General features: G+C 47.1%; 24 protein-coding genes. 18 read left to right on the top strand and 6 right to left on the bottom strand.

What is annotated here, in order from left to right; genetic code table 11:
- The first annotated feature begins 68 nt into the window (after nt 1-68).
- Nucleotides 69-731, top strand: coding sequence for an SDR family oxidoreductase (locus tag BP97_RS0116575; protein WP_028550092.1), 663 nt, complete (start codon nt 69-71; stop codon nt 729-731).
- Between the two features lie 22 nt (nt 732-753).
- Here BP97_RS0116575 and BP97_RS0116570 read toward each other — a convergent pair whose 3' ends face one another.
- Nucleotides 754-1,068, bottom strand: coding sequence for a hypothetical protein (locus BP97_RS0116570; protein WP_028550091.1), 315 nt, complete (start codon nt 1,066-1,068; stop codon nt 754-756).
- A gap of 138 nt (nt 1,069-1,206) precedes the next feature.
- Nucleotides 1,207-1,728, bottom strand: coding sequence for a cupredoxin domain-containing protein (locus BP97_RS0116565; protein ID WP_231506320.1), 522 nt, complete (start codon nt 1,726-1,728; stop codon nt 1,207-1,209).
- Nucleotides 1,729-1,846: 118 nt separating this feature from the next.
- Between BP97_RS0116565 and BP97_RS41570 the strand changes: the two genes are divergently transcribed.
- The 4 genes from BP97_RS41570 to BP97_RS0116545 all read left to right on the top strand — a co-directional run bounded on the left by BP97_RS41570 (nt 1,847) and on the right by BP97_RS0116545 (nt 5,121).
- A complete protein-coding gene (locus BP97_RS41570; RefSeq protein WP_064745710.1) occupies nt 1,847-2,941 on the top strand; it encodes an undecaprenyl phosphate transporter UptA in 1,095 nt (364 codons plus the stop codon).
- Nucleotides 2,942-3,041: 100 nt separating this feature from the next.
- Entirely contained in the window at nt 3,042-3,608 is a 567-nt protein-coding gene (locus tag BP97_RS0116555) for a thioredoxin family protein (protein WP_028550089.1), read from the top strand.
- Nucleotides 3,609-3,621: 13 nt separating this feature from the next.
- Nucleotides 3,622-4,257 (top strand): MBL fold metallo-hydrolase, encoded by a 636-nt coding sequence (locus BP97_RS0116550; protein WP_028550088.1) that lies wholly within the window; start codon nt 3,622-3,624, stop codon nt 4,255-4,257.
- 117 nt (nt 4,258-4,374) lie between these two features.
- Entirely contained in the window at nt 4,375-5,121 is a 747-nt protein-coding gene (locus BP97_RS0116545; protein ID WP_028550087.1) for a lipase family protein, read from the top strand.
- 1 nt (nt 5,122) lies between these two features.
- On the opposite strand, the gene BP97_RS0116540 is transcribed toward BP97_RS0116545, so the two are convergent.
- Nucleotides 5,123-7,435 carry an AraC family transcriptional regulator gene (locus BP97_RS0116540; RefSeq protein ID WP_028550086.1) on the bottom strand — a complete coding sequence of 771 codons (2,313 nt, stop codon included), beginning with the start codon at nt 7,433-7,435 and terminating at the stop codon, nt 5,123-5,125.
- A gap of 122 nt (nt 7,436-7,557) precedes the next feature.
- Here BP97_RS0116540 and BP97_RS0116535 point away from each other — a divergent pair, with 122 nt between their 5' ends.
- The 4 genes from BP97_RS0116535 (at nt 7,558) to BP97_RS0116520 (ending at nt 12,874) form a co-directional block, all read left to right on the top strand.
- On the top strand, nt 7,558-9,087 hold the full coding sequence (locus BP97_RS0116535) for an extracellular solute-binding protein (RefSeq protein WP_028550085.1): 1,530 nt from the start codon (nt 7,558-7,560) through the stop codon (nt 9,085-9,087).
- A gap of 283 nt (nt 9,088-9,370) precedes the next feature.
- The gene (locus tag BP97_RS0116530; protein ID WP_028550084.1) at nt 9,371-10,900 is read left to right on the top strand and encodes an extracellular solute-binding protein; all 1,530 of its coding nucleotides are present in this window, start codon (nt 9,371-9,373) and stop codon (nt 10,898-10,900) included.
- Nucleotides 10,901-11,009: 109 nt separating this feature from the next.
- Nucleotides 11,010-11,963, top strand: a complete 954-nt coding sequence (locus BP97_RS0116525; RefSeq protein WP_028550083.1) for an ABC transporter permease — start codon at nt 11,010-11,012, stop codon at nt 11,961-11,963.
- 29 nt (nt 11,964-11,992) lie between these two features.
- Nucleotides 11,993-12,874, top strand: a complete 882-nt coding sequence (locus tag BP97_RS0116520) for a carbohydrate ABC transporter permease (protein WP_028550082.1) — start codon at nt 11,993-11,995, stop codon at nt 12,872-12,874.
- A gap of 104 nt (nt 12,875-12,978) precedes the next feature.
- On the opposite strand, the gene BP97_RS0116515 is transcribed toward BP97_RS0116520, so the two are convergent.
- Nucleotides 12,979-13,206 carry a hypothetical protein gene (locus tag BP97_RS0116515; protein WP_028550081.1) on the bottom strand — a complete coding sequence of 76 codons (228 nt, stop codon included), beginning with the start codon at nt 13,204-13,206 and terminating at the stop codon, nt 12,979-12,981.
- Nucleotides 13,207-13,463: 257 nt separating this feature from the next.
- On the opposite strand from BP97_RS0116515, the gene BP97_RS0116510 reads away from it, so the two are divergent.
- The 3 genes from BP97_RS0116510 (at nt 13,464) to BP97_RS0116495 (ending at nt 15,913) form a co-directional block, all read left to right on the top strand.
- Nucleotides 13,464-13,775 carry a hypothetical protein gene (locus tag BP97_RS0116510; RefSeq protein ID WP_028550080.1) on the top strand — a complete coding sequence of 104 codons (312 nt, stop codon included), beginning with the start codon at nt 13,464-13,466 and terminating at the stop codon, nt 13,773-13,775.
- Nucleotides 13,776-14,000: 225 nt separating this feature from the next.
- Complete coding sequence (locus tag BP97_RS0116500) at nt 14,001-15,164, top strand: YhgE/Pip domain-containing protein (protein ID WP_028550079.1); 1,164 nt, start codon at nt 14,001-14,003, stop codon at nt 15,162-15,164.
- A gap of 149 nt (nt 15,165-15,313) precedes the next feature.
- Nucleotides 15,314-15,913, top strand: a complete 600-nt coding sequence (locus tag BP97_RS0116495; protein WP_028550078.1) for a TetR family transcriptional regulator — start codon at nt 15,314-15,316, stop codon at nt 15,911-15,913.
- A 73-nt stretch (nt 15,914-15,986) separates the two neighbouring features.
- Here the strand turns inward: BP97_RS0116495 and BP97_RS0116490 are convergent, their stop codons facing one another.
- The gene (locus BP97_RS0116490; protein WP_028550077.1) at nt 15,987-16,553 is read right to left on the bottom strand and encodes a GbsR/MarR family transcriptional regulator; all 567 of its coding nucleotides are present in this window, start codon (nt 16,551-16,553) and stop codon (nt 15,987-15,989) included.
- Between the two features lie 271 nt (nt 16,554-16,824).
- On the opposite strand from BP97_RS0116490, the gene BP97_RS0116485 reads away from it, so the two are divergent.
- Genes BP97_RS0116485 through BP97_RS0116475 form a run of 3 tightly spaced genes read left to right on the top strand, consistent with a single transcriptional unit; the run spans nt 16,825 to nt 19,757 of the window.
- Nucleotides 16,825-18,042: a quaternary amine ABC transporter ATP-binding protein gene (locus BP97_RS0116485; RefSeq protein ID WP_028550076.1), complete on the top strand. Its 1,218-nt coding sequence runs from the start codon at nt 16,825-16,827 to the stop codon at nt 18,040-18,042.
- Complete coding sequence (locus BP97_RS0116480; RefSeq protein ID WP_064745709.1) at nt 18,020-18,859, top strand: ABC transporter permease; 840 nt, start codon at nt 18,020-18,022, stop codon at nt 18,857-18,859. Before BP97_RS0116485 ends, BP97_RS0116480 begins: the two co-directional genes overlap by 23 nt.
- A 4-nt stretch (nt 18,860-18,863) precedes the next feature.
- Complete coding sequence (locus tag BP97_RS0116475; RefSeq protein ID WP_028550074.1) at nt 18,864-19,757, top strand: glycine betaine ABC transporter substrate-binding protein; 894 nt, start codon at nt 18,864-18,866, stop codon at nt 19,755-19,757.
- 102 nt (nt 19,758-19,859) lie between these two features.
- Here BP97_RS0116475 and BP97_RS0116470 read toward each other — a convergent pair whose 3' ends face one another.
- A complete protein-coding gene (locus BP97_RS0116470; protein WP_051620661.1) occupies nt 19,860-20,624 on the bottom strand; it encodes a polysaccharide deacetylase family protein in 765 nt (254 codons plus the stop codon).
- A gap of 309 nt (nt 20,625-20,933) precedes the next feature.
- Here BP97_RS0116470 and BP97_RS38920 point away from each other — a divergent pair, with 309 nt between their 5' ends.
- From BP97_RS38920 to BP97_RS0116450, 3 genes are read left to right on the top strand one after another with little or no spacing between them, the layout of a single operon-like run.
- Entirely contained in the window at nt 20,934-22,586 is a 1,653-nt protein-coding gene (locus BP97_RS38920; protein WP_051620660.1) for a serine/threonine protein kinase, read from the top strand.
- Nucleotides 22,587-22,602: 16 nt separating this feature from the next.
- Entirely contained in the window at nt 22,603-23,301 is a 699-nt protein-coding gene (locus tag BP97_RS0116455) for an SAF domain-containing protein (RefSeq protein WP_028550072.1), read from the top strand.
- Nucleotides 23,302-23,329: 28 nt separating this feature from the next.
- Nucleotides 23,330-24,607, top strand: a complete 1,278-nt coding sequence (locus tag BP97_RS0116450) for a P-loop NTPase family protein (RefSeq protein ID WP_028550071.1) — start codon at nt 23,330-23,332, stop codon at nt 24,605-24,607.
- Nucleotides 24,608-24,609: the final 2 nt, after the last annotated feature.

Below are 24,609 nucleotides of genomic sequence, written 5' to 3'. Positions count from 1 at the left end.
TACAAAAGGCTGTTGGGATGTATCCCGGCGGCTTTTTTTGTAAGTTTTAATCGGGAGGGGAGAGCTCTATGACCAAAAAAGCTATCGTCGCAGGAGCGACGGGATTGGTAGGTGCAGCACTGCTCGATAAGCTGCTGGCCGATCCGTATTACAGTGAAGTGTACATCTTGGTCAGGAGAACAACGGGACGGCAGAACGATAAGCTGACTGAATGGATAGTCGATTTTGACAGGCTGGCTCTGGACGCCTCTACGTTGCAAGGGGCAGATGTGTTCTGCACATTGGGTACAACCATCAAGAAAGCGGGGAGCCAGGAGCAGTTTCGCAAGGTGGATTGCGAATACCCTGTGGAACTGGCTAGGCAAGCCGCAAGCAGCGGGGCCGATCAATTTCTGATCGTGACGGCAATGGGTTCTGATACGAAGTCGATGTTTTTTTACAGCCGGGTCAAAGGGGAAACGGAGGCGCTGCTGCGTCAATTGGCTATTCCCGGCTTGTCTATCTTTCAACCGTCATTGCTGACGGGAGAGCGTGAAGAGGTGCGTCGCGGCGAAAGATTGGGCGAGGCGGCAGCCCGCCGGCTTTCGTTCGTGTTTACGGGGCCGTTTCGTAAATACAAGCCGATCGCAGCGGCTACCGTTGCTGAGGGCATGATCCGGGCGGCTCGCTTGAACCGCCCCGGCATTAAGATATACGAGTCGGATGCGATTTCTGATTTGGTAAGTCACTGATGCCTGTGCCGAAGAGAAAGCATTACCCTCCGAACGATTCTCTGAAAGCTCTCGCCAGCGTTGCAGGCTCCACATCCCACAGCTCTGCAATCTCTGTGCATACGTTTTCGTCCCACCAATCAGAGAGCACTTTGCGGTTGCTGCTGTTTTCTACGATCCAGGGCAGATTCAACAACACCTTTTTGTAATAGATCTCATCACCTTTATCGACCAATTCGGGTGAGATCCATTTGTCGATTTTTTTACGGGCGCGGTACATTTCCCTGGAGCAGGCCCGGCGTATTTTACGTGCGGTGGGATACGATTGGTCATGCTTTACTTTATTTGCTGGATTCATGGGCATTCATCCTCTCCTTCCTACCGTATCGTATGCGGGAGAAGAGTCTGATGCCCCTGTCGGAGGTATGATTCTCACTTATGAAAAAGCCCTAATGCATAGTTCATGCGTTAGGGTTTTGTGTTCGCTGTTCTTCGACTAGGCGTCGACGATAATATATCCGACCATAGGGCCATTGTGTGCAATATCCGGATGAGATAAGCAAACGATGCGATAAGTACCCGGCTTGTCGGCGCGGAAGGAGACGACGGTTTCCTTTCCTTTTTTCACCTCGCCCTTCACGTTAAGACCGTCAATGATGAAAGGATGATTCGTCCCGTTAACACCAAAGATGCTCAGGTTAATCTGCTCGCCTTGCTTGACATGGATGGTCCCGGGGTCCCAACGGTAGGCCTCGATTGTCTTGCCGTTTGCATCCGTCGATTTGAATTCGCCCGTGACGAGATGAATCGTTCGCGCTTCCCCTGAAGGTGCCATCGTACTGCTTGTCGTTTTTGCCTCGCTGTATCCCCAGTACCATGCGGCTCCTAATGTACCCAGCGCCATTAAGCCGATAAGAAGCCAATGTCGAAGCTGTCTTTTGCTGACTACGAATACTTTGGTCATGACTATCCCGCCTTCTTCTGATCTTTTCTTGCTCTCCTCAGAGTTTGTACTCATTGTATGCTCCAGCTTGTCTCTTCATGCTAGCTGGTTGGAATGAACAGATTTATGATAGAATAGGATAGATTGTGACAAGTCGGGCTTGCCCGGAATGAGAGGAAGAGGCTGGAGAAGAATGTTAAAGGATCTGATTCACAGCGCGTTGATGTTTATTCAGGATTTGGGCGTATGGGGAATACTGATTGGTTTGATGCTTGAAGTCATTCCTAGTGAAATCGTACTCTCTTACGGGGGGTACCTTGTATCGACAGGAAACGTTTCTTTTCTAGGTGCAGTCATTTTTGGTACGTTAGGCTGTCTGATTCAGCAAGTCTTTTTGTATTGGATTGGTAGATACGGGGGAAGGCCGTTCATAGAGAAATACGGCAAATACATTCATCTTAAGATGCGTTACATTAACATAGCGGAAGGATGGTTTAATAGATACGGCGCGGGAATGGTGTTTACTGCCAGATTTATTCCGGTCGTAAGACAAGCGATCTCCATTCCTGCTGGCATGGCTCGTATGCCAATGCCGACATTTTTGTTCTATACCTTGCTGGGGACGATCCCATGGGCGGTATTGTTCGTCTACTTGGGCAACACCCTCGGCTCGAATTGGGAAAATATCGATGAGTATGCATCTAAATATACGACACCATTTATTATTGCTTCCGTTACCTTGACGGTTCTGTATGTGCTGTTCAAGCTGGTAAGACGCAAAAAAAGCGACACCAAACACGGTGACGAAGGGGAAAAGAACACCGCTCATCAGCTCAAGTATATCGGCAGCGAGTACCGAGTGCTTAACAGCCTCCACGTAAAGGCTGGGGGAGGCTCGCAGGAGCTCGATCATATTGTCATTGGTCCGAATGGGGTCTTCCACATCGACTCCAAGCACTGGTCGGGTGAGATCGTGTTTACTTCGGAGGGTGTGGAGCGCAGTAAAGAAGGACATTCGGCAGATCCTACGGCTCAGCTGTACCGTCATGAGCATGTGCTGAAGGAGCTGTTCCGTTCGGCCAAGCTGAATCCGGAATTGGTCGGCGTCCTCTGCTTTACGCATCCGGACAGTCATATTGTCGGCAATAGCCCGGCTTTTGCGACAGTGAAGCTGGACCGACTGGCCGATTTGATCAAGACCCATAAGTCGAAAAAACCTCTGCTCACGGCCTCAGAAGTGACAGTCATTGAGCAACTTATTAAAGAAAACAGTCATAGCAGCAAATAAGTATAGCCTCGCTTCAATTCGGAAGCGGGGCTTTATTGCCTAGTATTCCTTTTTTATATAGAATGAATATTATACCAACCCATAAGGAGGGCTTTATATTATGAGTAAAAATTTGTCCAATAAGCTCCGTACCGGCTTGAAGCCGCAGCAGTTCATCGACGGTATGACGAAGAACCAGGAGAAATTTGTGGAATGGTATGACAGCTTTGCTTGGCAAAACGAGGACGACAAGGAGTTCTTCGACTCGTTAAATAACCGCGACGACCTTCGTTGTCTGATCCTGATGGCGGATTGGTGCGGTGATGTGGTGCGTAATGTGCCTGTCGTATTCCGTGCGCTTGAAAATTCCGGTATTCCGGTAGAAGTACTTATCAAGGAAGAGAATCCGGATGTCATGGCCCAGTTTCTAACCGGAGGTGGAGAAGCGATTCCGATCGTTATTTTCACCGATTTCAGCGGACATGTCCTTGGACATTGGGGACCTCGTCCTAGCAACGTTCAGGCCGTCATGAATCAGTTCAAAAAAGAAAACCCGGATCGTACCGCACCGGATTATGATGAGAAAATTAAAGTAGCGCGCCAGGAAATGGGCCGCCAGTATGGAGAAGGCACAGGCTATCATGCCGTTATTGTGAAAGAATTGCGCGACCTTCTTTCGACATTTTAAGGTGGAGTGACAGATGAATTTAGAAGGATTGAAAATAGAATCATTCTCCTTGGGACCGCTCGGCACCAATGCGTATTTGCTTTCGAAGCCCGAGGAAGGCAAGGGGATCATTATTGACCCCGGCATGAACCCTAAACCGCTGATCAAGCGGATTGAAGGATTGCAGATCGAAGCTATATTGCTGACACACGCTCATTTCGACCATATCGGCGGAGTAGATGAGATCCGTAAGCTTAAAGGCTGCCCGGTCTACCTGCATGATGCCGAAGCGGATTGGCTGACCAATCCCAAAAGCAACGGATCTTCGAGATGGCCGGAGCTTGGAGGCCCCATCGTTACAGAGCCAGCAGAATATGCGTTGGATCAAGGACAAGTGCTGAAGCTGCTGGGGCTTGAAATCAGAGTCATGCATACCCCCGGTCATTCGCCGGGTAGCGTCAGCTTCCTGATAGGTCCTCATTTGTTTGGTGGTGACGTGCTGTTTAGACTGTCTGTCGGCAGGACCGATCTATTCGGTGGCCGTTCGGAAGAGCTGATGGACTCCATTCATCTGAAGCTGTTCGAGCTGCCGGATGAGACCGTCGTGTACCCTGGTCATGGCGTTAAGACGACCATTGGCTATGAGAAGGAAAATAACCCTTACGTTTAACCGATTTATCGAGCAAAGCTCCTCTGTTATGGCCATTATTGGCGATAGCCGAGGAGCTTTTGTATTTCCTTGAATAGAATGCTTATACAAGCAGTCTTATCTCAAGGAGGAGTGGGTATGGGCGGCAAATTGATTGTAGACAGGGATATCTTTTTGGCAGCGGCCGTATTTCAAGCGGTGGAGCAGTTCAAACATAACGGGCGTTGCGTGACGCCCAGAGGCTTTCGGCTGACCAAGGTGCTGGGGAGCAAGCAGAATCCGTATTTCGGGATGATCCTGCAATCGAAAACAACCATTGTGATTGTTTTTCGCGGCACGGAGACTGTCGCTGAATTACTGTCCGATACCGATACGGTTCAAGTGTCGTTTCCTTATGCATCTGAGGGAGGGCGTGTCCATCGCGGGTTCGCCCGGATGTACGCCCGTTCCATAAGAGCTCAGGTCATGAATATGCTGCGTAAGCAATCCCCAGGCAAAGAAGTATGGATAACCGGCCATAGTCTGGGCGGTGCAGTCGCTACTCTTTGCGCGATGGATGTTGCCATGAACAGCCCATTCAGCAATCCACTGCTGGTTACCTTCGGTTCCCCTAAAGTTGGTAATGCGAAGTTCAGGACTGCTTTCTCGGGCAAAATTCGCCGCTCCGTGCGCGTCGTCAATGCTTCTGATCTAGTCCCTGTCCTGCCTCCCTCCTTGAAGGGCGCAGAGTATAGCCATGTCAAAGGGATTTACCGAATCCGGTTCAGCCGCTCAACGATTATGAGCAATCATACGATACGGAATTATTATGACGTGTTGGCCGGCGCCAATCCCTCATACAGAGAAAGCCTAAAAAAACAAAGCCCAGGATTTCTCCCGGACTAGATTAATGGCCGCGTTTGCGGAAGGACTCCCGATATTGCCCCGGCGTGACACCTTCCAATTTTCTAAACGAGCGGATAAAGTTTTGAGAGTTCAAATACTGCAGCTTTTCGGAAATTTCTTTAATCGTCATATCTGTTTCCGTTAACCACTTCTTAGCCATCGTGAACCGGTAGGCTGACAAGTAATCGCTGAATGTGGTATGGGTTTCTTTGCGGAAAATACCGCTCAAATAGTTAGCGTTATAGTGAAGCTGTGATGCACATTCCTCAATCGTAAGATCGGTATCGTAATACTTATGAATCATATCGATGATTTTCTCTGAGATACTGTGGTATTGAGAGTTTTGGCGGTCACGGTAAATGGCCATCAAAGGCGAAATGACACGATTCCAGAACCATTCTTGGATTTCGCTTGTCATTTGCAGCCTATTCAGTTCCTCGTACAAGGAACCGTCTCCCTGCTTTAACTGATTCAAAGTAACGCCGGACTCCTGCATAGCGACCATGAGACTTGTAAACAGGCGAACCATCGAAATTTGATACTCTTGAGGCGTCATCTCATGCTTGAAAATGGTATTCATAAACTGGTTCAAATACAGCTTGGCATTGTCTTCATCTGCAAGCAATATCGCATCGAGAAGATCGCTTTCTGTTAAGAATGGGTAATCCAGATAAAGCTGATGCTTGCCTTCATTAACGTTAGCATAAGAAATGATGACTTGGCCACCCAGATGGAGGCGCTGCTTCAACGCTTCCAAGCCTTCGCGGTAAGCTACGGATGCTTTTTTAGGATCATCGAACGGCAAGCTGATCCCGATACTGATTTCCAGGCCAAGCACACGCTGCACCGCTTGTTGAATCGACTCGGTCAATGAGAACATAAAGCTGTTGAATTCAGCCAAGGATGGATTCTTGCTTCCGATCATCGTAACCTGCGTTTGCTCGATAAATACAGGGGGAAGACGGACGTCCACAGGAATGATTTCCTCGCTAATATTATTGATGGCGAACAAGAGAAGCTCCAGGTCTTCTTTACCGTATCGCGTATTTTCCAGCGTATCAATCTGGAGTGTAATAACCGTAAATGCCTGCCATTCGCTCAGTCTTCCACTAAATCCGAACAGCTCCATTTTATCCATTAATTCATTTCGACGAACTTTACCTTGAAACATTTTGATTAGAAAATAAGTTAGCGCCTGCTGCAGATGCTGGTGGGCTTCCTTTTCGAGCTGTGTCTTGGAACGGAACAGATCTTGAACCTGATGGCTTATAATATCGAACTCATTGTTGCGCTTCCCGCCGTTAGGAACTTTTCCGCCGACCTCTCTCATGAGCCGCTCAATAGGATTGTACATTTGTCTTGAGCCGAGCCATGCGATAATAAGGAAGACGGCTACGATGACTAGACAAACGACCAAGGTGTACCGGCCGATTTGTTTGGAATCCCGGGTCAGACTATCAATGGATATGATGGACAAATAAATCCAGTTGTTATAATTCGAGCGCAAGTAGGTTGCCGTATATTTTTTATGATCAACTTCCGTTTGAAATTGTCCGCTAGGTTGCGAGAAGATAGATGGATCTTTAATAAATTCAGTGTTAATGGCATATTTGCCAATCATAGAAGGATCGGAATGAAACAGGATGCGTTCCTGATCATCGAGAATCATGACGGTTTCCGATTCTCTAGGCGTGTAGTTGAGCATTTCGGCCAAGCTGCAGGTGGTCAGATTCGTAAACGCCAGCCCGAACTTGTCTAAATTTTGATCAGGGAGCTTCTTAACGAGACTGATTGTATATGGGCATGTGGCAGCGTTTGCTTTTTCCTCGCTATAAAACCAAATACTTGGGTTTAATACCCAAGAAAACGAATTGGGAAGAAGCATTTGATTGGCGAGCTGAAAATGATGCAAATAATCGGTGAACGTATAGAAACCAGAATTTTTAATCATCCAGTTTTGCTTAATATTGATGATCACCACGTCTTCGACCTTCGTATAGAACGATTGTGTATTGCTAATTTCCTTGCGCAGATCTTTGTACAGCATGAAATCATCCGTTGTGAAAGGCTCGTTCAATACTTTGGCCATGACAGGAGAATTGACCAACTGATCGAAAGCATGATTAATGGTTCTTAATACCTGCTCGACATTGGAGTTCATCTGGGTCAACAGCTGGATTTGTCCACGATTGACCTGCTTTTGAATTTCGTTGGAAGATTGCAGATTAGATACAAAGCCGATAAATATGACGGGAAGTGTACATAAGATGCATCCAAATAATATGAGTTTGGTGAGATAACTGAATCTTTGCACCCTGTATCCTCCTGGTTTCGACATCGATTCTATATTACCAATGGAACTCAATTGGAGCAATGATTTCATACAAAAGGGCATTCGTGTATAATGAAACCAAGATGAAATCCTGGGAGGATCGCATGATAGAACGTCTTCATAGGCTCGCTAGAAAAAGGATATTGGTAATCGCTTTCATCCTGTTCATGGCTGCATTCCTAACCATTGGCTGTGAGCAGCAGAACCAACAGCAAAATAACCAGGGCGTAAGCTCCAGACCTATCGGCATTATGGTTCCATTGCACCAGAATCAGGCTCCTCCTCAGGAGATGCTTCGTACGGTAGAGCAAGCTGCGCAGGCCAAGCTCGAGATGGATTGGATACCTAACGATAACTATAAGGAAAAAATGATCAATGCACTGCAAACAAATTCTTTGAAGCAGGTTACCTATGTCAACCAATCGGATTATGTTTACGTCAAAAATGCCATTCGTTCCGGAATGTTCTGGGAAATCGGTCCTTATTTGAACTTTTATCCGAATTTGAAGACATTGAATAAAAGCATACTGAACGAATCGAGTGTTCAAGGTAAAACTTACGCTCTATATACGGAAAGACCTGCCTCACGTCAAGGTGTCATTTTGCGGAAGGACTGGCTGGACAAGCTGCATTTGAAGGAACCGACGACAACCGAAGAGCTGTACCAGGTTTTGAAGCAGTTTACCTATAATGATCCAGATGGGAACGGTATACAAGATACGCTAGGAATTGCAGATCGTGGTGATCTTACTTACGGAGCCTTCAAAACATTAAGTTCCTACTTCGGAACGCCAAACAACTGGGGAATTCAAGATGGAGCGCTAGTTCCTGAATTTAAGACCCGCTCCTATTTGGACACTATGGATTTCATGAGAAGACTCGTAAATGAAAATATTATGAATAAAGATTTTGCCGTTACTAGCAAACAGATTCAGAGATATATGCTGATCAATGGGAAAGCGGGAGGTTATATAGGCAGCATGGCTGATGCGCCTAGACTTCTAAATGAGCTGAGGAAATTTGATCCTAAAGCGGATTTGACTTTAATCAACCGGATACAAGGACCCAAAGGGGTAGGAGTATGGTCTAATCCCGGGTTCAGCGGAGTGTTCCTGTTCTCGAAGAAAGCGATTAAAAATGAGGAAGAGCTGCGAAATATTCTATCATTTTTCGATCGCAGCATGGGACCAGAGGTTAGTAACTTGCTGCAGTACGGAATTGAGGGCAAGCATTATGAGCTTAACCAAGGCAAGGTTCTCGTAACAGCGGCGATGAATCAACTCCGTGACACGGATGTGCTTCCTTTAACTTCCCTCATCGTTGGGGGGATGAATAATCCCAATATGATGACGCTAAAGGAAGATGAGGATCCAATGGTCATCAAAGCCAACCAGTTATCGAAAGACAATGATCAGATTTTGATTCATGATCTCACGGAAGGATTATCGTCACAGACCTATGATCTCATGGGGGCAAATTTAACGGATATAGTGAATGATGCAACGTTCAATTATATTCTTGGTAAAATCGATTTGCCAGCGTTTCAGAGCGAGATTCGAACATGGGAGAGCCGCGGCGGAGCGGATATCATGAACGAATATAACGAAGCCTATCAGAAAAAGAATAACCCATAGATCATAGAAGCCGTCATCCGGGATGACGGTTTTTTGTTGTCTATTCCGTTGGTTGGGCTTGAAATCGTGGCCTTGAATTACATCTGATATGCTCCATTTACAGCAATATTATGGGATGTGCAGATTTTAACCTGTTAGAATACGATGCCCCAAAGCCTTGATATGACTGGGTTTTCGCGCTGTGTGTGATTCAATGATTGTAGTTGTAATGAAGGTTATCGGTATATGATTAGCTCAGCAACGAAAACATACAAAAACAAACGGAGGTCGAAACATTTTGAAGATGAATCCGAAGTATGCGAAAAGAACCAGCATGGTCTGCGCCACTGTACTTGCACTAACTACCATCTTGGCAGGATGCGGTGATACCAAAACAGACACGAAGCAAGCAGCTGACACTGGTGCCGCGAAAAATGACGGACCACTTAAAATTACGATCATGGCGAACTTGTCTACACCTGAGGTGCCTTCCGACAGACTAGAGAAAATATTGGAAGAAAAAACAAACAGCCAAATCGAATTCCAATGGGTTCCTGATGGTTCATATGATGAGAAATTCCAGGCCGCTTTTGCAACCGGTTCCCTGCCGCAAGCAGCTTACCTGAAAAACCAATCTTCCTTTGTTCTGCTTCGCGATGCGATCAAGAACGGCCAGTTCTGGGAAATCGGTCCTTATTTGAAAGACTATCCGAATCTTAGCAAGCTGAATCCGGACGTTTTGAAAAATACGGCGGTTGAGGGCAAAATCTACTCCTTATATCAAGAAAGACCGATTGCTCGCCAAGGTATCATTTACCGTAAAGACTGGGCGGATAAGCTCGGTCTGGCAGAACCGAAAACAACGGATGACATCTATAATATGCTGAAAAAATTCAAAGAAGCTGACTTGGCAGGCGGCGGCAAAACATTGGGCATTGCAGACCGTAACGATCTCATCTACGGCTCGTTCAAAACTTTGTCCTCTTATTTCGGAACACCGAACGGTTGGGGCGTTGTAGACGGTAAATTGGTTCCTGACTTCACTACTAAAGGCTACATGGACACTATGAAGTTCATCAAGAAGCTGCGTGATGAAGGCTTAATCAACCAAGACTTCCCTGTTACAAGTAAAACAGACCAACAAAATATGATGTACACCAGCAAAGCAGGAATGTACGTCGGTTCCATGCAGGACGTATTGACGATCCAAGACAAAACTTCCAAAAACAATAAGGACGCTCAATACGATGTATTGAACCAAATTACAAGCCCTAGCAATGCCAAACCTACTACTTGGGGTATTCCAGGCTATGGAACCTTGGTTGTATTCCCTAAATCCGCTGTAAAAACGGAGAAGGAACTGAAGCAAATCCTGGCGTTCTTCGACAAGTTCTATAATCCTGATGTGGCGAACCTGTTGAAATATGGTGTTGAAGGCAGCCACTATACGCTGAAAGATGGCAAAGTACAGCCGGGTGAAGACGAGAAGCTGAAAGAAAAAGAGCAAAAGCCTTACCTGACCGTTGCCTTGGCTGATACAACTAACATTCTTCCTTCTCTGTACACGCTGAAAGCACAAGAGAAAGCTGTAAACCTATCCAATGATGCTGTTAAATTTGCTCTGCAGGATCCAACTGTACCTTTGGATTCCAAAACGTATAACGAAAAAGGCGCAAGATTACAAGACACGATCAAAGACGCTACCTACAAATTCATGCTCGGCAACATTGACGAAGCCGGTTTCCAAGCTGCTATCAAAAAATGGCAGGATGACGGCGGTGCCAAGATCATTGAAGAATACAATGCATCCTACAAAGCAAGCGGCGGTAAATAAATGGTAGTTTAACCGGAGTTGGGCTTCCTGAGTATTCAGGAGCCTCTCTCCCTCATTACAGCAACCCAGGGTTCCGCTGATCTTACGGAAAGAAAGGAAGTTATTCACTATGAGCAATACTGTCGCTCGGCCTAAAGTGATGGAGGCTCCCAAATCTAATAGCGATCTAATGAAGAGGATTGTCCGGAACCGTTATATGTATTTCATGATTATTCCAGGCTTGATCTTTTTCGTTATTTTCAAATATTTGCCCATGTACGGATTAATCATTTCTTTCCAGGATTACATGCCATACAAAGGGATTCTGGGAAGCGAATGGGTGGGGTTAAAGCATTTTGAGAAGCTGTTTACCGACGGTGAGTTTTGGAATATTTTCAAAAATACATTAGTCCTGTTTTTATATAACATTGTCTTTTATTTCCCTGTACCTATCATTTTGGCAGTTATGTTGAACGAAGTGGCTAGCCAGTTTTTCAAACGGTTTGTCCAAACGATTGTGTACATTCCGCACTTTTTATCCTGGGTTATTATCGTCTCCATTACCTACGTTATGTTAACGATGGACGGCGGGATTATTAATGAATTGCTTGTTTTCTTCGGGCTTCCTAAGATCAACTTCCTGTTGGATTCCGCATGGTTCCACCCAATGTACATTGCCCAGGTTATCTGGAGAGAAGCGGGCTGGGGAACGATTGTCTATCTGGCTGCTATTGCTTCCATTGATCCGCAGCTTTATGAGGCAGCAAGAATGGACGGGGCTGGCCGATTCAAGCAAATTTGGCATATTACGCTTCCATCGATTCGGAGTGTAATTATTGTTCTGTTAATTCTTAGAATAGGCAACGTTCTCGATCTCAGTTTCGAACATGTATACTTACTGCTCAATTCCATGAACCGTCCTGTAGCGGAAATATTAGACACGTATGTGTACACCGTAGGTCTTAAACAGGGACAATTCAGCTTCAGTACGGCAGTTGGCTTTTTCAAATCGTTTGTAGGCTTGATCCTGGTTGTTTTGTCTAATAAATTGGCTAAAAAAATCGGCGAGGAAGGCATCTATTAATTCAGCACGAAGAAAAGGAGAGCATCTTCATGGTACAAGATAAAACGTTTGGCGGCAGAATGTTTGATATCGGTAATATCGTTCTGCTGACCATTATTGCGCTGATCACCTTCCTCCCGTTTTTGCACGTTGTTATGGCGTCCTTCACGACGGAAGAGGAGATGGCTAGAAAACCGTTCGTTTTGATTCCTACGGAATTTACAGTGAAAGCCTATCAATATATTTTGTCTACTAACGCCATCTATAAAGCACTAGGTGTTTCTATCGGGGTTACTCTAGTCGGTACGTTGGTCAGTATGGTTCTTACTTGCCTCATGGCGTACGGATTGACACGCAGAGATTTGGATGGCCGCAGAGTGTTAATGTTCCTGGTGGTATTCACCATGCTGTTCAACGGTGGTTTGATTCCAACGTTCCTCGTGGTGAAGGAGCTAGGCCTGGTTGATTCCTACTGGTCGCTGATTCTTCCCACTGCAGTCAATGCCTTTAACTTGATCATTATGCGAAGCTTCTTTATGAATCTTCCGGATGGGATAGAAGAGTCCGCCAAGATTGACGGCTGCAACGACTTCGGTATTTTGTTCAGAATTGTTATTCCATTGTCCATGCCGGCAATTGCAACGATTTCCTTGTTCTATGCTGTAAACTATTGGAACACCTATTTCAACGCGATTCTATATTTGAATGACGGCACCAAATGGCCGATTCAAGTGCTGCTGCGCCAAATCGTCATCGTGGCCAGTGCCTTCAGTGCAGATACATCCGGATTTGGTGACGATTTCGTCAAGCCGCCGGAGCAAACGATCAAAATGGCCGTTATTATGGTATCTACCGTTCCGATCCTGCTTGTCTATCCATTCTTGCAAAAGTATTTCGCTAAAGGTGCTCTGGTCGGTTCTGTAAAAGGATAAGCCACTTGCGGCAATAAAATAGCCTTAGTCCGAAACTAATCGGGCTAAGGCTATTATTGTTTATATCAATCTGCATATGCTGCAACAGTCACGGCAGCTTAACTCTATTTTAAAAACTGGATCAGTAAATCGACGAGCAGCATCAAGGTGGCCGAGGTAAAGAAGAAGTAGCCGAAGTATCGAATAGGTAGTGGCAACGAGCTTAATTCGGCATTTCTAATGGGCCCGCCGCTGTGGATTTGCTGAAGCTCTTGCAGCTGCGGGTTTATATAGTCGGCTTTGAGCCCGACTCGTACGGATTTCGGTTGGGTTTCGTGAAGCGGTTTTGTCATAGAAGTACTCCTTTCCTGAGGAAGGATGGGTAAAGTTTATGATTTCGCTCCCAATAGTGGAAAAATTTATATAATCATTTGACGCATGACATTCCCAAAAGTTGCTTGGCCGAAACAGCATTTGTACGGGTTGTCATACAGGCACCTGTCTAATTTTTCATATATAGGTGAATACCGTGTTCTCCCTAGGTGATTCTCCATAGACTGTTGGTGTGTTCAATAGTAACACGCCCTTAAAACTTACGGAGGTGTCCCTAATGGATAAATTTAAACCAATGCCAATGGTTTCCCCAGCGACGCAAATGCCAGGACCTATGCCTATGAATGCACCTATGCCTATGCCTATGCCTTATCCTTCGCCTAGCTATGTCTCTCCTAGCTACACTGCACCAAGCTACTCTGCGCCGATCAATGTTCATGCCAGTTATGAAGAAATCAACATCTACGAGCCGAAGAAGCATCATCATCACCATCATGGTCATTGCCATAAAGGGTGTGGGACAGGAGTAGGTACAATTTTGGTTCTGTACATTCTGCTGGTAATCATCCTGCGCGGCGTCTTCAGATGACACAGTAGAGGCGAGGTGCTTTATTAGCACATGCCCAACTGCCATGATGGGAAGGCTCCTTACTCTAACGGGTGGGGGTAAGGAGCCTCTCGCGGGTGGCCAAAAAGTAAATGTAGAGGAGATATTTGGTAAAGGATTGACAGGAAGAGTTCTTGTCGAGTATGTTATAAACAATCGTTTAATTTAAACAATTGTTTAATACCCATACATAGAGGAGAGAATGCTATGCTCGAAGCTTTACAAGCCTATATGAAAAAGCCTGCTACCATCGTCGGTATCGTTACGGCCATGATGTTTCAGGTTATTTTTAGTATTATATGGATGACAGGATACGCCGGAGTAACGGATAACACGAAGCACCTTAAAATTGCGATTGTGAACGAGGATAACGGAATGGGTGCGAAGGTGGCCGAGCAATTAAAAGCCAATTTACCTTTTCAGCTCTTGAATGAAAGCTCTTATGAGGCTGCCAAACAGCAGCTTGAACACCGGGATGTACAAATGGTGCTGCATATTCCTGCGGATTTCTCCAAGCAGCTGCAAACACCGGGACAGAAAGGGCAAGTCGAATATACGATTAATGAGTCTAATCCGGCTCTAATTAAGAGCATGATGCAGAGCGTGGCAAACGGAGTGACCTCTACTGTGAATAAGGAGGCCGTAGCTGCCGGAGCACAGGCTGTTCTGACACAAGCGAATGTTCCTTCCCAGCAGGCGCAGGGTATGGCGCAAGGGCTGGCTGAGAAGGTGACGGGACAATTTGAATATACCAATCCAGTCAGTGGAATGGCTAATCAGATGATCCCGATGATGCTAGTCTTAGCCTCCTTTGTAGGTGCTATGATTATGGGGATGAATATACAGCAGGCAACCATGATGCTAGGGCATAAGATCGGTAAGTGGAGCAAATTTTCCGCGCGAATGACCATTAACGTGGTCTCAGCCCTCTTCATAGCTTTAGTTGGGACCTCGCTGGTGCTTTCGCTTGGAGGCACTTCGGCCGGTGGGTTCTTATCGATGTGGCTGTTTCAAGCTTTGTTCCTGCTCACCTTTATGCTGTTCTCCCAGCTTTTCCTGATTGTGTTCGGCATGGCAGGAATGCTGTTCAATATTACCATGCTATCCGTTCAACTAGTTTCTTCCGGAGCCATGGTGCCGCGGGAGCTATTGTCCGACTTTTATATCAAGTTAAGTGATTACCTGCCTGCCACCTATGCGGTAAGAGGTATCATGAACATCTTGTTTAACGGTACTGGAGCGGCGGCCGAAGCGGGAAGCTTAGCACTCATCATGCTGGTATGCGGTGTTCTTGGTGCATTGGCTACAGGAGTGCGCAGGGAGGCACAACCGGCCCCGGTCCATGCGGAAGCGGGACTCACTCGGGCGTAAATTTGCTATTATCAATCCGTCGGTTTTGCTTTCGGCGGATTTAGATTTATTCGAAATTGTAACCGCTTGCGATTCTTAAGAGAAAGTTCCATAATAAGATTTAATAATAGATTAAAGCTTAAGAACGGCTTCATAATTAAGGAGATGTCATGACACAAACCGAATCGGATATGAAAATACGGATTTTGCTTGCAGCGAAAAAGCTGTTTGCCCAACAAGGGTTTGACGGAACGACCGTACGCCAAATTTGCGAGGAGGCAGGCGCCAATGTAGCTCTGATTTCGTATTATTTCGGGGGTAAGGAGAAAGTGTTTCACGCGGTGTTCGATTACTTCTTTGTAGGACATCGACTGAAGGAGCTGGAAGAGCAATTAAAGGAGCCTGTATCGGCTCTTCGGCTTATGGTGAAAGAAGTTGTATGGTTTTGCATGAATGAGCCTGAGATATCTTCTATCATTCAGCAAGAGTTCGTAGCTAACTCCCAAAGAACGCCTCACATTACCGAGCGAACGTTTCCGATATGGATGAAAATAAGAGAGCTGCTCATTAATGGAAAGCAGGAGGGGGTATTCCGATATGAATCTCTGGATCACACCTTGCTTTTTATCATCAGTACAGCACTTTCTTTTAAAAAAATGGTGACCATGAAGCCACTGTTTACAGATCAGGAAACGAGTGTGGAGAAGACGGCGGAGCACGCCAGCTTGTTTGTACTGCGGGCTCTGGGAGCGGCAGGTTTTGATGAGTAAGGCCTCAGTTATATAAAAAAGAATAAGCCGGGGATCCGCGGGATCACTCGGCTTTTTTGTGCTTTAGCCTGAACTATTTATCAGGAACTTCTTTGGGGATAAACTGATATATTTCGCCTGTTTCAAACGAATCAATCAGCTTATCGAACCACTTATAATAAGCTAATGCATTTTTTATTTTATCTATATCTGTGAGCAAGCAGGTTTGAAGAAGCTCGTCCTCAGGGAAGCGATCGGCCAGATCCTGCAGCTCTACTAACGATTTACGCAGAGATTGCAAATTAATTTCCAGTGCCTTGCGCCACTTAATGCCGAAAAAATCGGCAAGCGTCTGGTACCAGTCCGATTCCACCTCGTAAAGATCCTTTCGCGATCCTTTTTCCCATACTTGATTCACCATCTTTAAATCCAGCAGTGAACGAATTCCCGTACTCATGCTTGTCTTACTCATTTCCATGGCTTCGCCCATTTCGTCAAGCGTCATCGGTTTGTTCTGAAAAAACATTAAACCGTATAAAAGCCCATGAGATAAAGTAATTCCATACAAGTCCATATTTTTGCCGATGGATTCGATGACACGCTTTCGCGCTTTTTGAATCAGCTGTTCCTGTTCGGGCGCGATCCCTTCTAACCCGTTCATTATTGCACCCACTCCTCTGTCGATGTCCTAGACTTAGATGGCTGTCATCATTATCAGAACTCACGATTATTGTAAGAAACAAAAGGCAGATTGTAAAGCTCTGGATAACGGACGATGCAAAAGGAATCGGGAGGATTCTATATGTAAAGATCGTAAAGTTTTTACTGTACGTACGTTATAAACTAAAAAAAGTGTTGACTCTGTACAAAGCATTCTTTACACTTAGGTACGAGAGAACTGGAAACGAAATGGAATGGAATGAGGTGAAACCATGGCCATTATCGAAGTAAAAGAGCTTTCGAAGGTATTTGGCCCTAATCCCGAAAGTGCGCTTAGTCTTCTCGATAAAGGCTGGTCTAAAGACAGCATTTACAAGGAAACGAAGCATACCGTGGGGGTTAACAAGGTTAGTTTTTCAATTGAGCCCGGAGAAATATTCGTCATTATGGGATTGTCGGGAAGCGGCAAATCCACGATGGTACGACTGCTGAACCGTCTGATCGAACCGACACTTGGAACGATTGCCATTCATGGTCAAGACATTGTGCAGATGAATCAAGAGCAGCTGCGGCAGGTCAGAAGGAAACAAATCAGCATGGTATTTCAAAAATTCGCGCTGTTCCCGCACCGAACGGTGCTCGAAAACGTAGAATACGGACTCGAAGTACAAGGGTTGGAGAAATCCTCCAGAAGGAGCAAGGCGGAGGCAGCGCTAGAACTGGTCGGCTTGAAGGGCTGGGATAGCAGCTTTCCCGATCAGCTTAGCGGAGGCATGCAGCAGAGGGTAGGTCTCGCGAGAGCGTTAGCCAACGATCCGGATATTTTATTGATGGACGAAGCATTTAGCGCCCTGGACCCGCTCATTCGCAAGGATATGCAGGATGAGCTGCTGGAGCTGCAGGACAAGATGAAAAAAACCATCGTCTTTATTACCCATGATCTGGACGAAGCGCTGCGGATTGGTGATCGGATTGCGCTTATGAAGGATGGGGCAGTCGTACAAATAGGGACGCCTGAAGAAATTTTGATGAATCCGGCAAATGAATATGTGGAGCGATTTGTTGAGGATGTCGATTTATCCAAGGTGCTAACAGCCGCTCATATAATGCGCAGACCGGAGACGGTAGGACTAGACAGAGGTCCGCGGGTAGCCCTGCAGCTTATGCGGGACAGCGGTATTTCCAATTTGTTCGTAGTCGATCGCTCGAAGAGGCTGCTCGGGGTTATCACAGCGGAAGATGCATCCAATGCGGTTAAGGAAGGTCAATCGCTGGAGGATATCGTCATTGACCAAGTGCCTACAGTATCGCCGGAAAAGCTTCTTAATGAATTGTTCGAAATATGCGGCTCATCCAAATATCCCGTTGCCGTTGTCAATGAGAATGGCCGCATCGTAGGCGTTATCGTTCGCGGTGCCGTTCTGGGAGCTTTGGCTGGACAGCATATCGCTAAGGAGGTGAAGACGGATGATTCCGAAAATGCCTCTTGATGAGTGGGTGGAGAGTGCGGTAGATGCTCTGGGTACGCATTTATCGATTTTTTTCGATGCCGTTTCGATGGTCATTGAAGGAATTGTAAATGGCATATCCACCGTGCTGCATTTGGTGCCATCCTTGCTATTTATTATAATACTAGGCGCGATCGCGTATTGGTTCGCCCGTTTGCCGATGACCTTATTTACTATTATCGGATTATATCTTATTGATAACCTAGGCTACTGGGATCACACGATGGACACTCTTGCGTTGGTTTTGACGTCGGCGATCATTTCAATCGTGCTTGGCATTCCGCTTGGCATATGGTGCGCCAAGGATCAGCGGGTACAGAACGTACTCACACCAATACTCGATTTTATGCAGACGATGCCTGCCTTCGTTTATTTAATACCAGCTGTCACCTTTTTCGGCTTGGGTGTTGTGCCCGGAGTTATCGCTTCCGTTATTTTCGCGGTTCCTCCTACTATCCGCCTGACGAATTTAGGGATAAGACAGGTTCCCGCCGATCTGGTCGAGGCTTCAAATGCATTCGGCTCGACATCCGGGCAGATGCTGTTCAAAGTCCAGCTGCCGCTAGCGGTGCCTTCCATTATGGCAGGCGTGAACCAAACGCTGATGCTAGCTTTGTCTATGGTTGTTATTTCGTCCATGATTGGTGCCCAAGGTATTGGAGCCGACGTGTATCGTGCGGTCACGCAGATTAAGACCGGTCAAGGCTTCGAAGCTGGCTTATCGATCGTTATTCTAGCTATTTTTCTGGATCGAATGACGCAGCATTTGGTTAAACGAAAAAGAACAAAGAGAGGGTAATGAAATGAAAAAAACGATGAAAACTTTTATGTTTGCAGGGCTATCCGCCCTTGTTATTTTGACAGGCTGTGCCAAAGAAAAAGAAGCGCCACAAGCCCAGACGATTGGTGCTCAGGTCAAGCATGAGATTATTGGGATCGACCCTGGTGCAGGGATTATGAAGTCGACTGCACAGGCGATTAAGGATTACGAGCTCACCGATTGGAAACTTGTAGAGGGCTCGGGAGCGGCGATGACTGCTGCTTTCGATAAAGCTTACAAAGATAAAAAGCCGATCATTATTACAGGCTGGACACCGCATTGGATGTTCGGTAAATATGATCTGAAATATTTGAAGGACCCTAAAAATGTCTATGGTGGCGACGAACAAATTCATACGATTGTCCGTAACGGACTGAAGCAGGATGAGCCTTCAGCATACAGCTTGCTGGATAAGTTTGAATGGACTCCTGAAGATATGGCCAAAGTCATGGTGGATATTCAAAACGGTAAAAAACCTGAGGATGCTGCCGCGGCTTGGGTTAAGGACAATGCAGACAAAGTGGATGCGTGGAGCAAGGATATTCCTAAAGCGGAGGGTAAAAAGCTGAAGCTTGCCTATGTTGCGTGGGATTCGGAAATTGCCAGCACGAACGTTGTGAAAAATGTTCTGGAGACGAAGCTCGGCTACAAAGTCGATCTATTGCAGGTTGAAGCAGGACCGATGTGGGCCGGAGTATCCAATGGGGATGCAGACGCTATCGTAGCAGCATGGCTGCCAACTACGCATAAGGATTACTATGAGAAGTACAAAGGAAAATTTGAAGATCTTGGCGTTAACTTGAACGGTACCAAAATCGGACTTGTCGTTCCTACCTACGTCGAAATTGATTCTATTGAAGATTTGAAAACCAAATAATATTCGTATGAAAGAGCAGCCTTCTTCGGAAAGCTGCTCTTTATGTTAGATTAGTTTGTTTTATGGTATTCTCTGTAGCTTAGAGGAGAAATGCTTAATGGACTACTTTAATGGATCTCCCTGTTTAACCGGGCTAAGCTTGCTGTAAGACAACAGCTCGGAAATAGTAACAAACCGATAGCCTCTGTTTTTCAGCTCCGGTAATATTTTTTTCAAAGCCGCGATGGTTTGTGTTTGTCCTTCCACATAATCGTGGAACAGAACGATATCACCATTACGGGCATTGTCAAGCACAGTTGAGGTGATCTTGGATACGCCAGGCGTATTCCAGTCCATTGTATTTTGATGCCATGACCACATCACGACGGTAAAGCCTTCTTTTCTTGCGATGCGGACGAGCGTCTCGTTATAATAACCGCCTGGAGGCCGGAACAGGTGTGGCCTTTGCCCACTTGCGTTATATATAGCGTCCTGTGTTTTTCGCAGTTCATCCTTGAACCGATGCTCGGAAACCTTTCGATTGAAATATAGGTGCTTGTAGGTGTGATTGGCCAGTTCATGTCCTTCGTCCGCTTCTCTTTTGACGAGATCAGGGTACATTTCCGCTTTATTTCCGATAATAAAAAAGGTTGCTTTCACATCATATTGCTTAAGTAAGTCTAGGATTTCAGGCGTATCTTCGGGATCAGGGCCGTCGTCAAAGCTCAGCGCTATGACTTGTTCCTCGGTGGGCACTTCCCAAACGACTTCGCCACGCTTTTCATAATACGGACGTCCCTTACTCGGAGCGGCCGCTAAGGTTGTACTGAATCCAAGCAGAAGTATACAGCCCGAGAGCGCCAATACTTTGAAGTTACGACTACGCATGTCATTGAGGCCTCCTATTGCATCCTAAATATGAGAGTGTACCATAGTTTTCCCGAGTGGAGTAAAATTAGACATCCGCTTCCTTCCATAATGCGGCAGGCTGAAATTCAAAGGTTTTTGCGAAAGTATCAAATGCGGTTGCATAATAAAGAAAATTGTGGTAATTTATATACAACATTGGGAAATAAGAGCGGAAGAACCGCCTCTATCCTGCGTCAACGCGCAGGAAAGGGGCGGTTCTTTTGTCGTTCAGGAAATGTTCGGTTCGTTAACAGACATAACCATGATGCTGATAGAGGTGAAATCTGCATGAGAGGACAGCAAGAACTTGTTGAAGGTGATGTGTTGGGAAATCGGTATCGAATCCATTCTGTGATTGGTAGAGGTGGGATGAGCACCGTCTACTTGGCAGAGGATTTGCGATTGCCGGGGAAGCGTAGGGCGGTGAAAGAAACCAGGGTTGAAGCGGACGAGGCATATACCGGGCTTGCGGAGGCGGATATGCTTGTACGCCTGAATCATCCCAATTTACCCGATATCGTAGATTATTATGCCGATGAACGGGGCGGTTCCAGCTATTTGGTCATGGACTATATCGAAGGCGAAACACTGCTGCAGCGTTTCGAGCGGAGAGGTCGACGGATGGAGCTGGATCAGGTGCTTAATTACATCCTGCAGCTGTGCGACCTATTTGATTACTTGCATAGCCGAAGGCCGGAGCCGATTATTTATCGTGATTTAAAGCCGTCCAACTTGATGTTTGATGCGCAGGAACGGCTTCGGCTTATCGATTTTGGTATTGCGCGAAGCTATAAAGCTGGACAGGCTGCCGATACCGTCCGCATCGGGACTGTCGGCTTTGCCGCACCCGAGCAGTTCGAGGGGAGACAGACCGATGAACGCACCGATCTGTACGGGCTCGGAGCGCTCATGTATTTTTTGCTGAGCGGCGGATTGTACTGCCATGCGGGGCGCAAACAGCTGCATGAGCTCGACGCGAAGCTTCCTGCTAGGCTTGCCGATCTCGTAGAGAAGCTGCTGCAGGCGGACCCGGCCGGACGCTGCCGAAACGCAGCGGAGGTACGCGAGGAGCTGCTAAGGGTGCAAGCGGAGCGTCGCTTGCAGGGAGTGGCAGCAAGCATCGTAGGCGAGGCACAAAGCGGCGGCAACGCGGCTCAGCCGCCGCGCATCCTAGCTGTAGGCGCGCTGTACAGCGGCGCCGGGGCGACGTTCGCGGCGATAGCACTTGCCCGCGCGCTGCACGGGCTCGGCGTACCGCACGCGGTAGCCGAGGCGCCGAAGCAGCAGCCGGAGCTGCATGCGCTGCTGTTCGGCGAGAAGCACGCGCCGCCCGGCTACCGCTCCTACAATGCAGCGGGCGCCGACCCGCGGCGGGATGCAGCCTGGGTGGACGGCACCACGCTGTGGCTGCCTTCAGCAGCCGAATCAACCGATGGCGGCATGGGTTCAAGCCGCTGGGTGCAGCCGCTGCTGGAGCTTGACCGGCCTGTGCTCCTGATCGACATCGGAGCGGATTGGCAGCGACCTGATATTCGTGAGCTGTTAGGCATGGAGCATGTGGATATCGTATATGTGGTTGACCCCATGCTTCATAAGCTGGAGCTGGAATCGACACGTATCATTCAACTGCAGCTGCAGCAGCTGCGGCAGTCGGGTAAGCGAGTATACGGCGTAGCGAACAAGATGGTAACCTCCGGACATACCGGTCAATGGCTGCGCGTACTGCCAGAGCCTCCGTTATGTATGCTTCCAGCGATCGACTACGCGAAGATTGCCGAGGCGAGCTGGCTTGGACTTTTAGTTCAGGACCGGCCCGTAGTCCAGCAGCAGCTTGTTCGAGCTGTTAAGCCCTGGCTGAGAGAATGGCTGGAGGAACGAGAATCGCGCACTGTGACAAGTGGTACTTTGCATGCGCTGCGCAAGCTGTGGAAAAACGGATAACAGGAGAAGAAGCTCGATGAACTTTTGGTATAAATGCATGTACTATGTGCTGGTCATAGGACTATGCTTCTCAGGTCCAGCATTGTTAATCGGCTGGAAATGGGGTGTAGAGCCGAGATGGGGTACTGTTGAGGTCCTCCAGGCAGCACGTACGGTAGAACGAGGCGTCCGTTTGTCGGAGGCTGATCTGAAGACAGTGAAGCTGAAAAAAGAACTGCTTGTTGATGGTGCCATCGACAAGGTCCCTCGTGCTCTTGGACAGGAAACAACGCGAGTCATTCGCGTCAATGAGCAGATAACGGATGCGATGCTAAATACGAATCATTTGCTGCCCGGCCCAGGGGAATGGAATATGTCGCTGCCTGCGGAATGGATGTTCGGAAAGCCTCCAGGAAGCTTGCTCCGTGGGGACAGGGTATCCCTGCTGTTAGTCCAAAAGGAAGAGGCCAAAAAAGCGGAGGATAAATCGGGACAGGAGCTGACCCGCGAAAAGCTGGAAACGCTGAACATTCCATTCGAGGAGGAGAAAAGGCTGCAGGAAATGGTCGTCAGCTTTGTCAAAGGAACGAATAATCAGGAGATTGCTTCGACCGATGATCGCAAGAAGACGACAGGAGCCGTCAATACGGTTGAATTTATAGTCAATGAAGAGCAGAAGGAGCTCATTCGCAAATATGGTACCAAAGGTTACCGGTTTTTAATCGTATACAGATAGTGCAACCCAAGAGGAGGCGTCAATACAGTTGAATGCTTATGTAGTAGCCGAGGATCGGCGTTTGCTAGAAGAGCTGCGGCTTTCAAGCGATTATGGCTCGATCTCATCGATTTCCAGAGAAATGATAGCTGTGCTGCTGATGGAAGCGGAAGAAGGCGAGAGTTCCAGCAGCCATGTCGGTTTTACAGGATCAGCCTCACAAGAGCTTGGCAGATCAGGTTTGGAGTCGGCATCGGATGTTTGGATCGTCAGCGGAGAATGTCTTGATATATATGAAGTGATTGCTTTAAGAGCGACCTGCCGAGCGCATACCTTCATTTATTTATTGAGCAATGAACCAGATTTTATTGGATTGAAAACAACGCAAAGCCTTTGCGCCGCACATGGAATCCGGTATGTGATGCCCAATCTGACACCCGAGCAGGCAGCAAGAGAAGTAGGGAGACTCTGCTTTGCCAAGGAACAGCCTGTTAGTAAAGTGATTACAGCCATGGGAGCACTGCCGCAGTTAGGGCTTACCTCCAGTCTGTTATTGACAGGACTGCAGCTTTCCAAGTTGTCAGGTAAACGCATTGGCATTTTGGGTTTGAACGGATGGAATCCCGGGGACAACGGTCTCAAGTACGAGGCTAAATATTTGGATGAGCTGTGGGGCAGCCTCCAGGGACGTCAGCTGCAAGGCGGAGATCTTCTCGGCAAAATGCAGGAGATCGCTCCGGGTGTTCATTATTTGGCCGGCAACAGGGATTTAAAAAAGCTTTATTACTATCATACTGACGGAATCTCTTGGCTGATTGACAAGGCACGTGAAAGCTTTGATCTCGTACTTATCGATGCGGGGAGCTATCCGGATCATGCGCTGTCAGCGCAAAGTATTTATGCTGCGGATTTGCTGCTGGTGCAAATGAATCAAAGTCAGGCGGCCAAAGAACAGTGGAGGCGTATGTGCGAGCATATTTTATATCCCGTGTTTCATTTGGAGAATCGGCAGGCGATGCTGCTGTTTAACCGAATGCTTCGTTCTCCTGATATGGAAAATGAGAAGCAATTGTCTCGCCAGCTGAATATGCCGTATGTCGGAAGTCTCCCACAGGTAGCCTCTTTTTACCGGAGCGAGGCGGAAAAAAGCCTGCTCAGCCAATATTGGCCTGAGTATGATAAGGAGCTGCGCAAAGTATGCCGCGCTATTCTTCATTATTACAGCATTCCGCTACTGCCTGCTTCGGACAGAGTGGCTTCCTCCGTCGCTGCCAAATCCGAGAAGAGTTCGTGGCTTCGTTGGGTGAAGCCGCTAAAGGAGGCTTGACC

It is taken from the genome of Paenibacillus sp. UNC451MF (assembly GCF_000686845.1).
Classification (GTDB): Bacteria; Bacillota; Bacilli; order Paenibacillales; family NBRC-103111; genus Paenibacillus_S.
Note: the sequence above shows the minus strand (reverse complement) of the source record. Positions and strands in the feature narration are given on the sequence as shown.

Excerpts from the sequence above, each read along its gene's own strand:
- BP97_RS0116575 (WP_028550092.1), top strand. The coding sequence starts at position 69 with ATGACCAAAAAAGCTATCGTCGCAGGAGCGACGGGATTGGTAGGTGCA.
- BP97_RS0116570 (WP_028550091.1), bottom strand. The coding sequence starts at position 1,068 with ATGAATCCAGCAAATAAAGTAAAGCATGACCAATCGTATCCCACCGCA.
- BP97_RS0116565 (WP_231506320.1), bottom strand. The coding sequence starts at position 1,728 with ATGAGTACAAACTCTGAGGAGAGCAAGAAAAGATCAGAAGAAGGCGGG.
- BP97_RS41570 (WP_064745710.1), top strand. The coding sequence starts at position 1,847 with ATGTTAAAGGATCTGATTCACAGCGCGTTGATGTTTATTCAGGATTTG.
- BP97_RS0116555 (WP_028550089.1), top strand. The coding sequence starts at position 3,042 with ATGAGTAAAAATTTGTCCAATAAGCTCCGTACCGGCTTGAAGCCGCAG.
- BP97_RS0116550 (WP_028550088.1), top strand. The coding sequence starts at position 3,622 with ATGAATTTAGAAGGATTGAAAATAGAATCATTCTCCTTGGGACCGCTC.
- BP97_RS0116545 (WP_028550087.1), top strand. The coding sequence starts at position 4,375 with ATGGGCGGCAAATTGATTGTAGACAGGGATATCTTTTTGGCAGCGGCC.
- BP97_RS0116535 (WP_028550085.1), top strand. The coding sequence starts at position 7,558 with ATGATAGAACGTCTTCATAGGCTCGCTAGAAAAAGGATATTGGTAATC.
- BP97_RS0116530 (WP_028550084.1), top strand. The coding sequence starts at position 9,371 with ATGAATCCGAAGTATGCGAAAAGAACCAGCATGGTCTGCGCCACTGTA.
- BP97_RS0116525 (WP_028550083.1), top strand. The coding sequence starts at position 11,010 with ATGAGCAATACTGTCGCTCGGCCTAAAGTGATGGAGGCTCCCAAATCT.
- BP97_RS0116520 (WP_028550082.1), top strand. The coding sequence starts at position 11,993 with ATGGTACAAGATAAAACGTTTGGCGGCAGAATGTTTGATATCGGTAAT.
- BP97_RS0116515 (WP_028550081.1), bottom strand. The coding sequence starts at position 13,206 with ATGACAAAACCGCTTCACGAAACCCAACCGAAATCCGTACGAGTCGGG.
- BP97_RS0116510 (WP_028550080.1), top strand. The coding sequence starts at position 13,464 with ATGGATAAATTTAAACCAATGCCAATGGTTTCCCCAGCGACGCAAATG.
- BP97_RS0116500 (WP_028550079.1), top strand. The coding sequence starts at position 14,001 with ATGCTCGAAGCTTTACAAGCCTATATGAAAAAGCCTGCTACCATCGTC.
- BP97_RS0116495 (WP_028550078.1), top strand. The coding sequence starts at position 15,314 with ATGACACAAACCGAATCGGATATGAAAATACGGATTTTGCTTGCAGCG.
- BP97_RS0116490 (WP_028550077.1), bottom strand. The coding sequence starts at position 16,553 with ATGAACGGGTTAGAAGGGATCGCGCCCGAACAGGAACAGCTGATTCAA.
- BP97_RS0116485 (WP_028550076.1), top strand. The coding sequence starts at position 16,825 with ATGGCCATTATCGAAGTAAAAGAGCTTTCGAAGGTATTTGGCCCTAAT.
- BP97_RS0116480 (WP_064745709.1), top strand. The coding sequence starts at position 18,020 with ATGATTCCGAAAATGCCTCTTGATGAGTGGGTGGAGAGTGCGGTAGAT.
- BP97_RS0116475 (WP_028550074.1), top strand. The coding sequence starts at position 18,864 with ATGAAAAAAACGATGAAAACTTTTATGTTTGCAGGGCTATCCGCCCTT.
- BP97_RS0116470 (WP_051620661.1), bottom strand. The coding sequence starts at position 20,624 with ATGCGTAGTCGTAACTTCAAAGTATTGGCGCTCTCGGGCTGTATACTT.
- BP97_RS38920 (WP_051620660.1), top strand. The coding sequence starts at position 20,934 with ATGAGAGGACAGCAAGAACTTGTTGAAGGTGATGTGTTGGGAAATCGG.
- BP97_RS0116455 (WP_028550072.1), top strand. The coding sequence starts at position 22,603 with ATGAACTTTTGGTATAAATGCATGTACTATGTGCTGGTCATAGGACTA.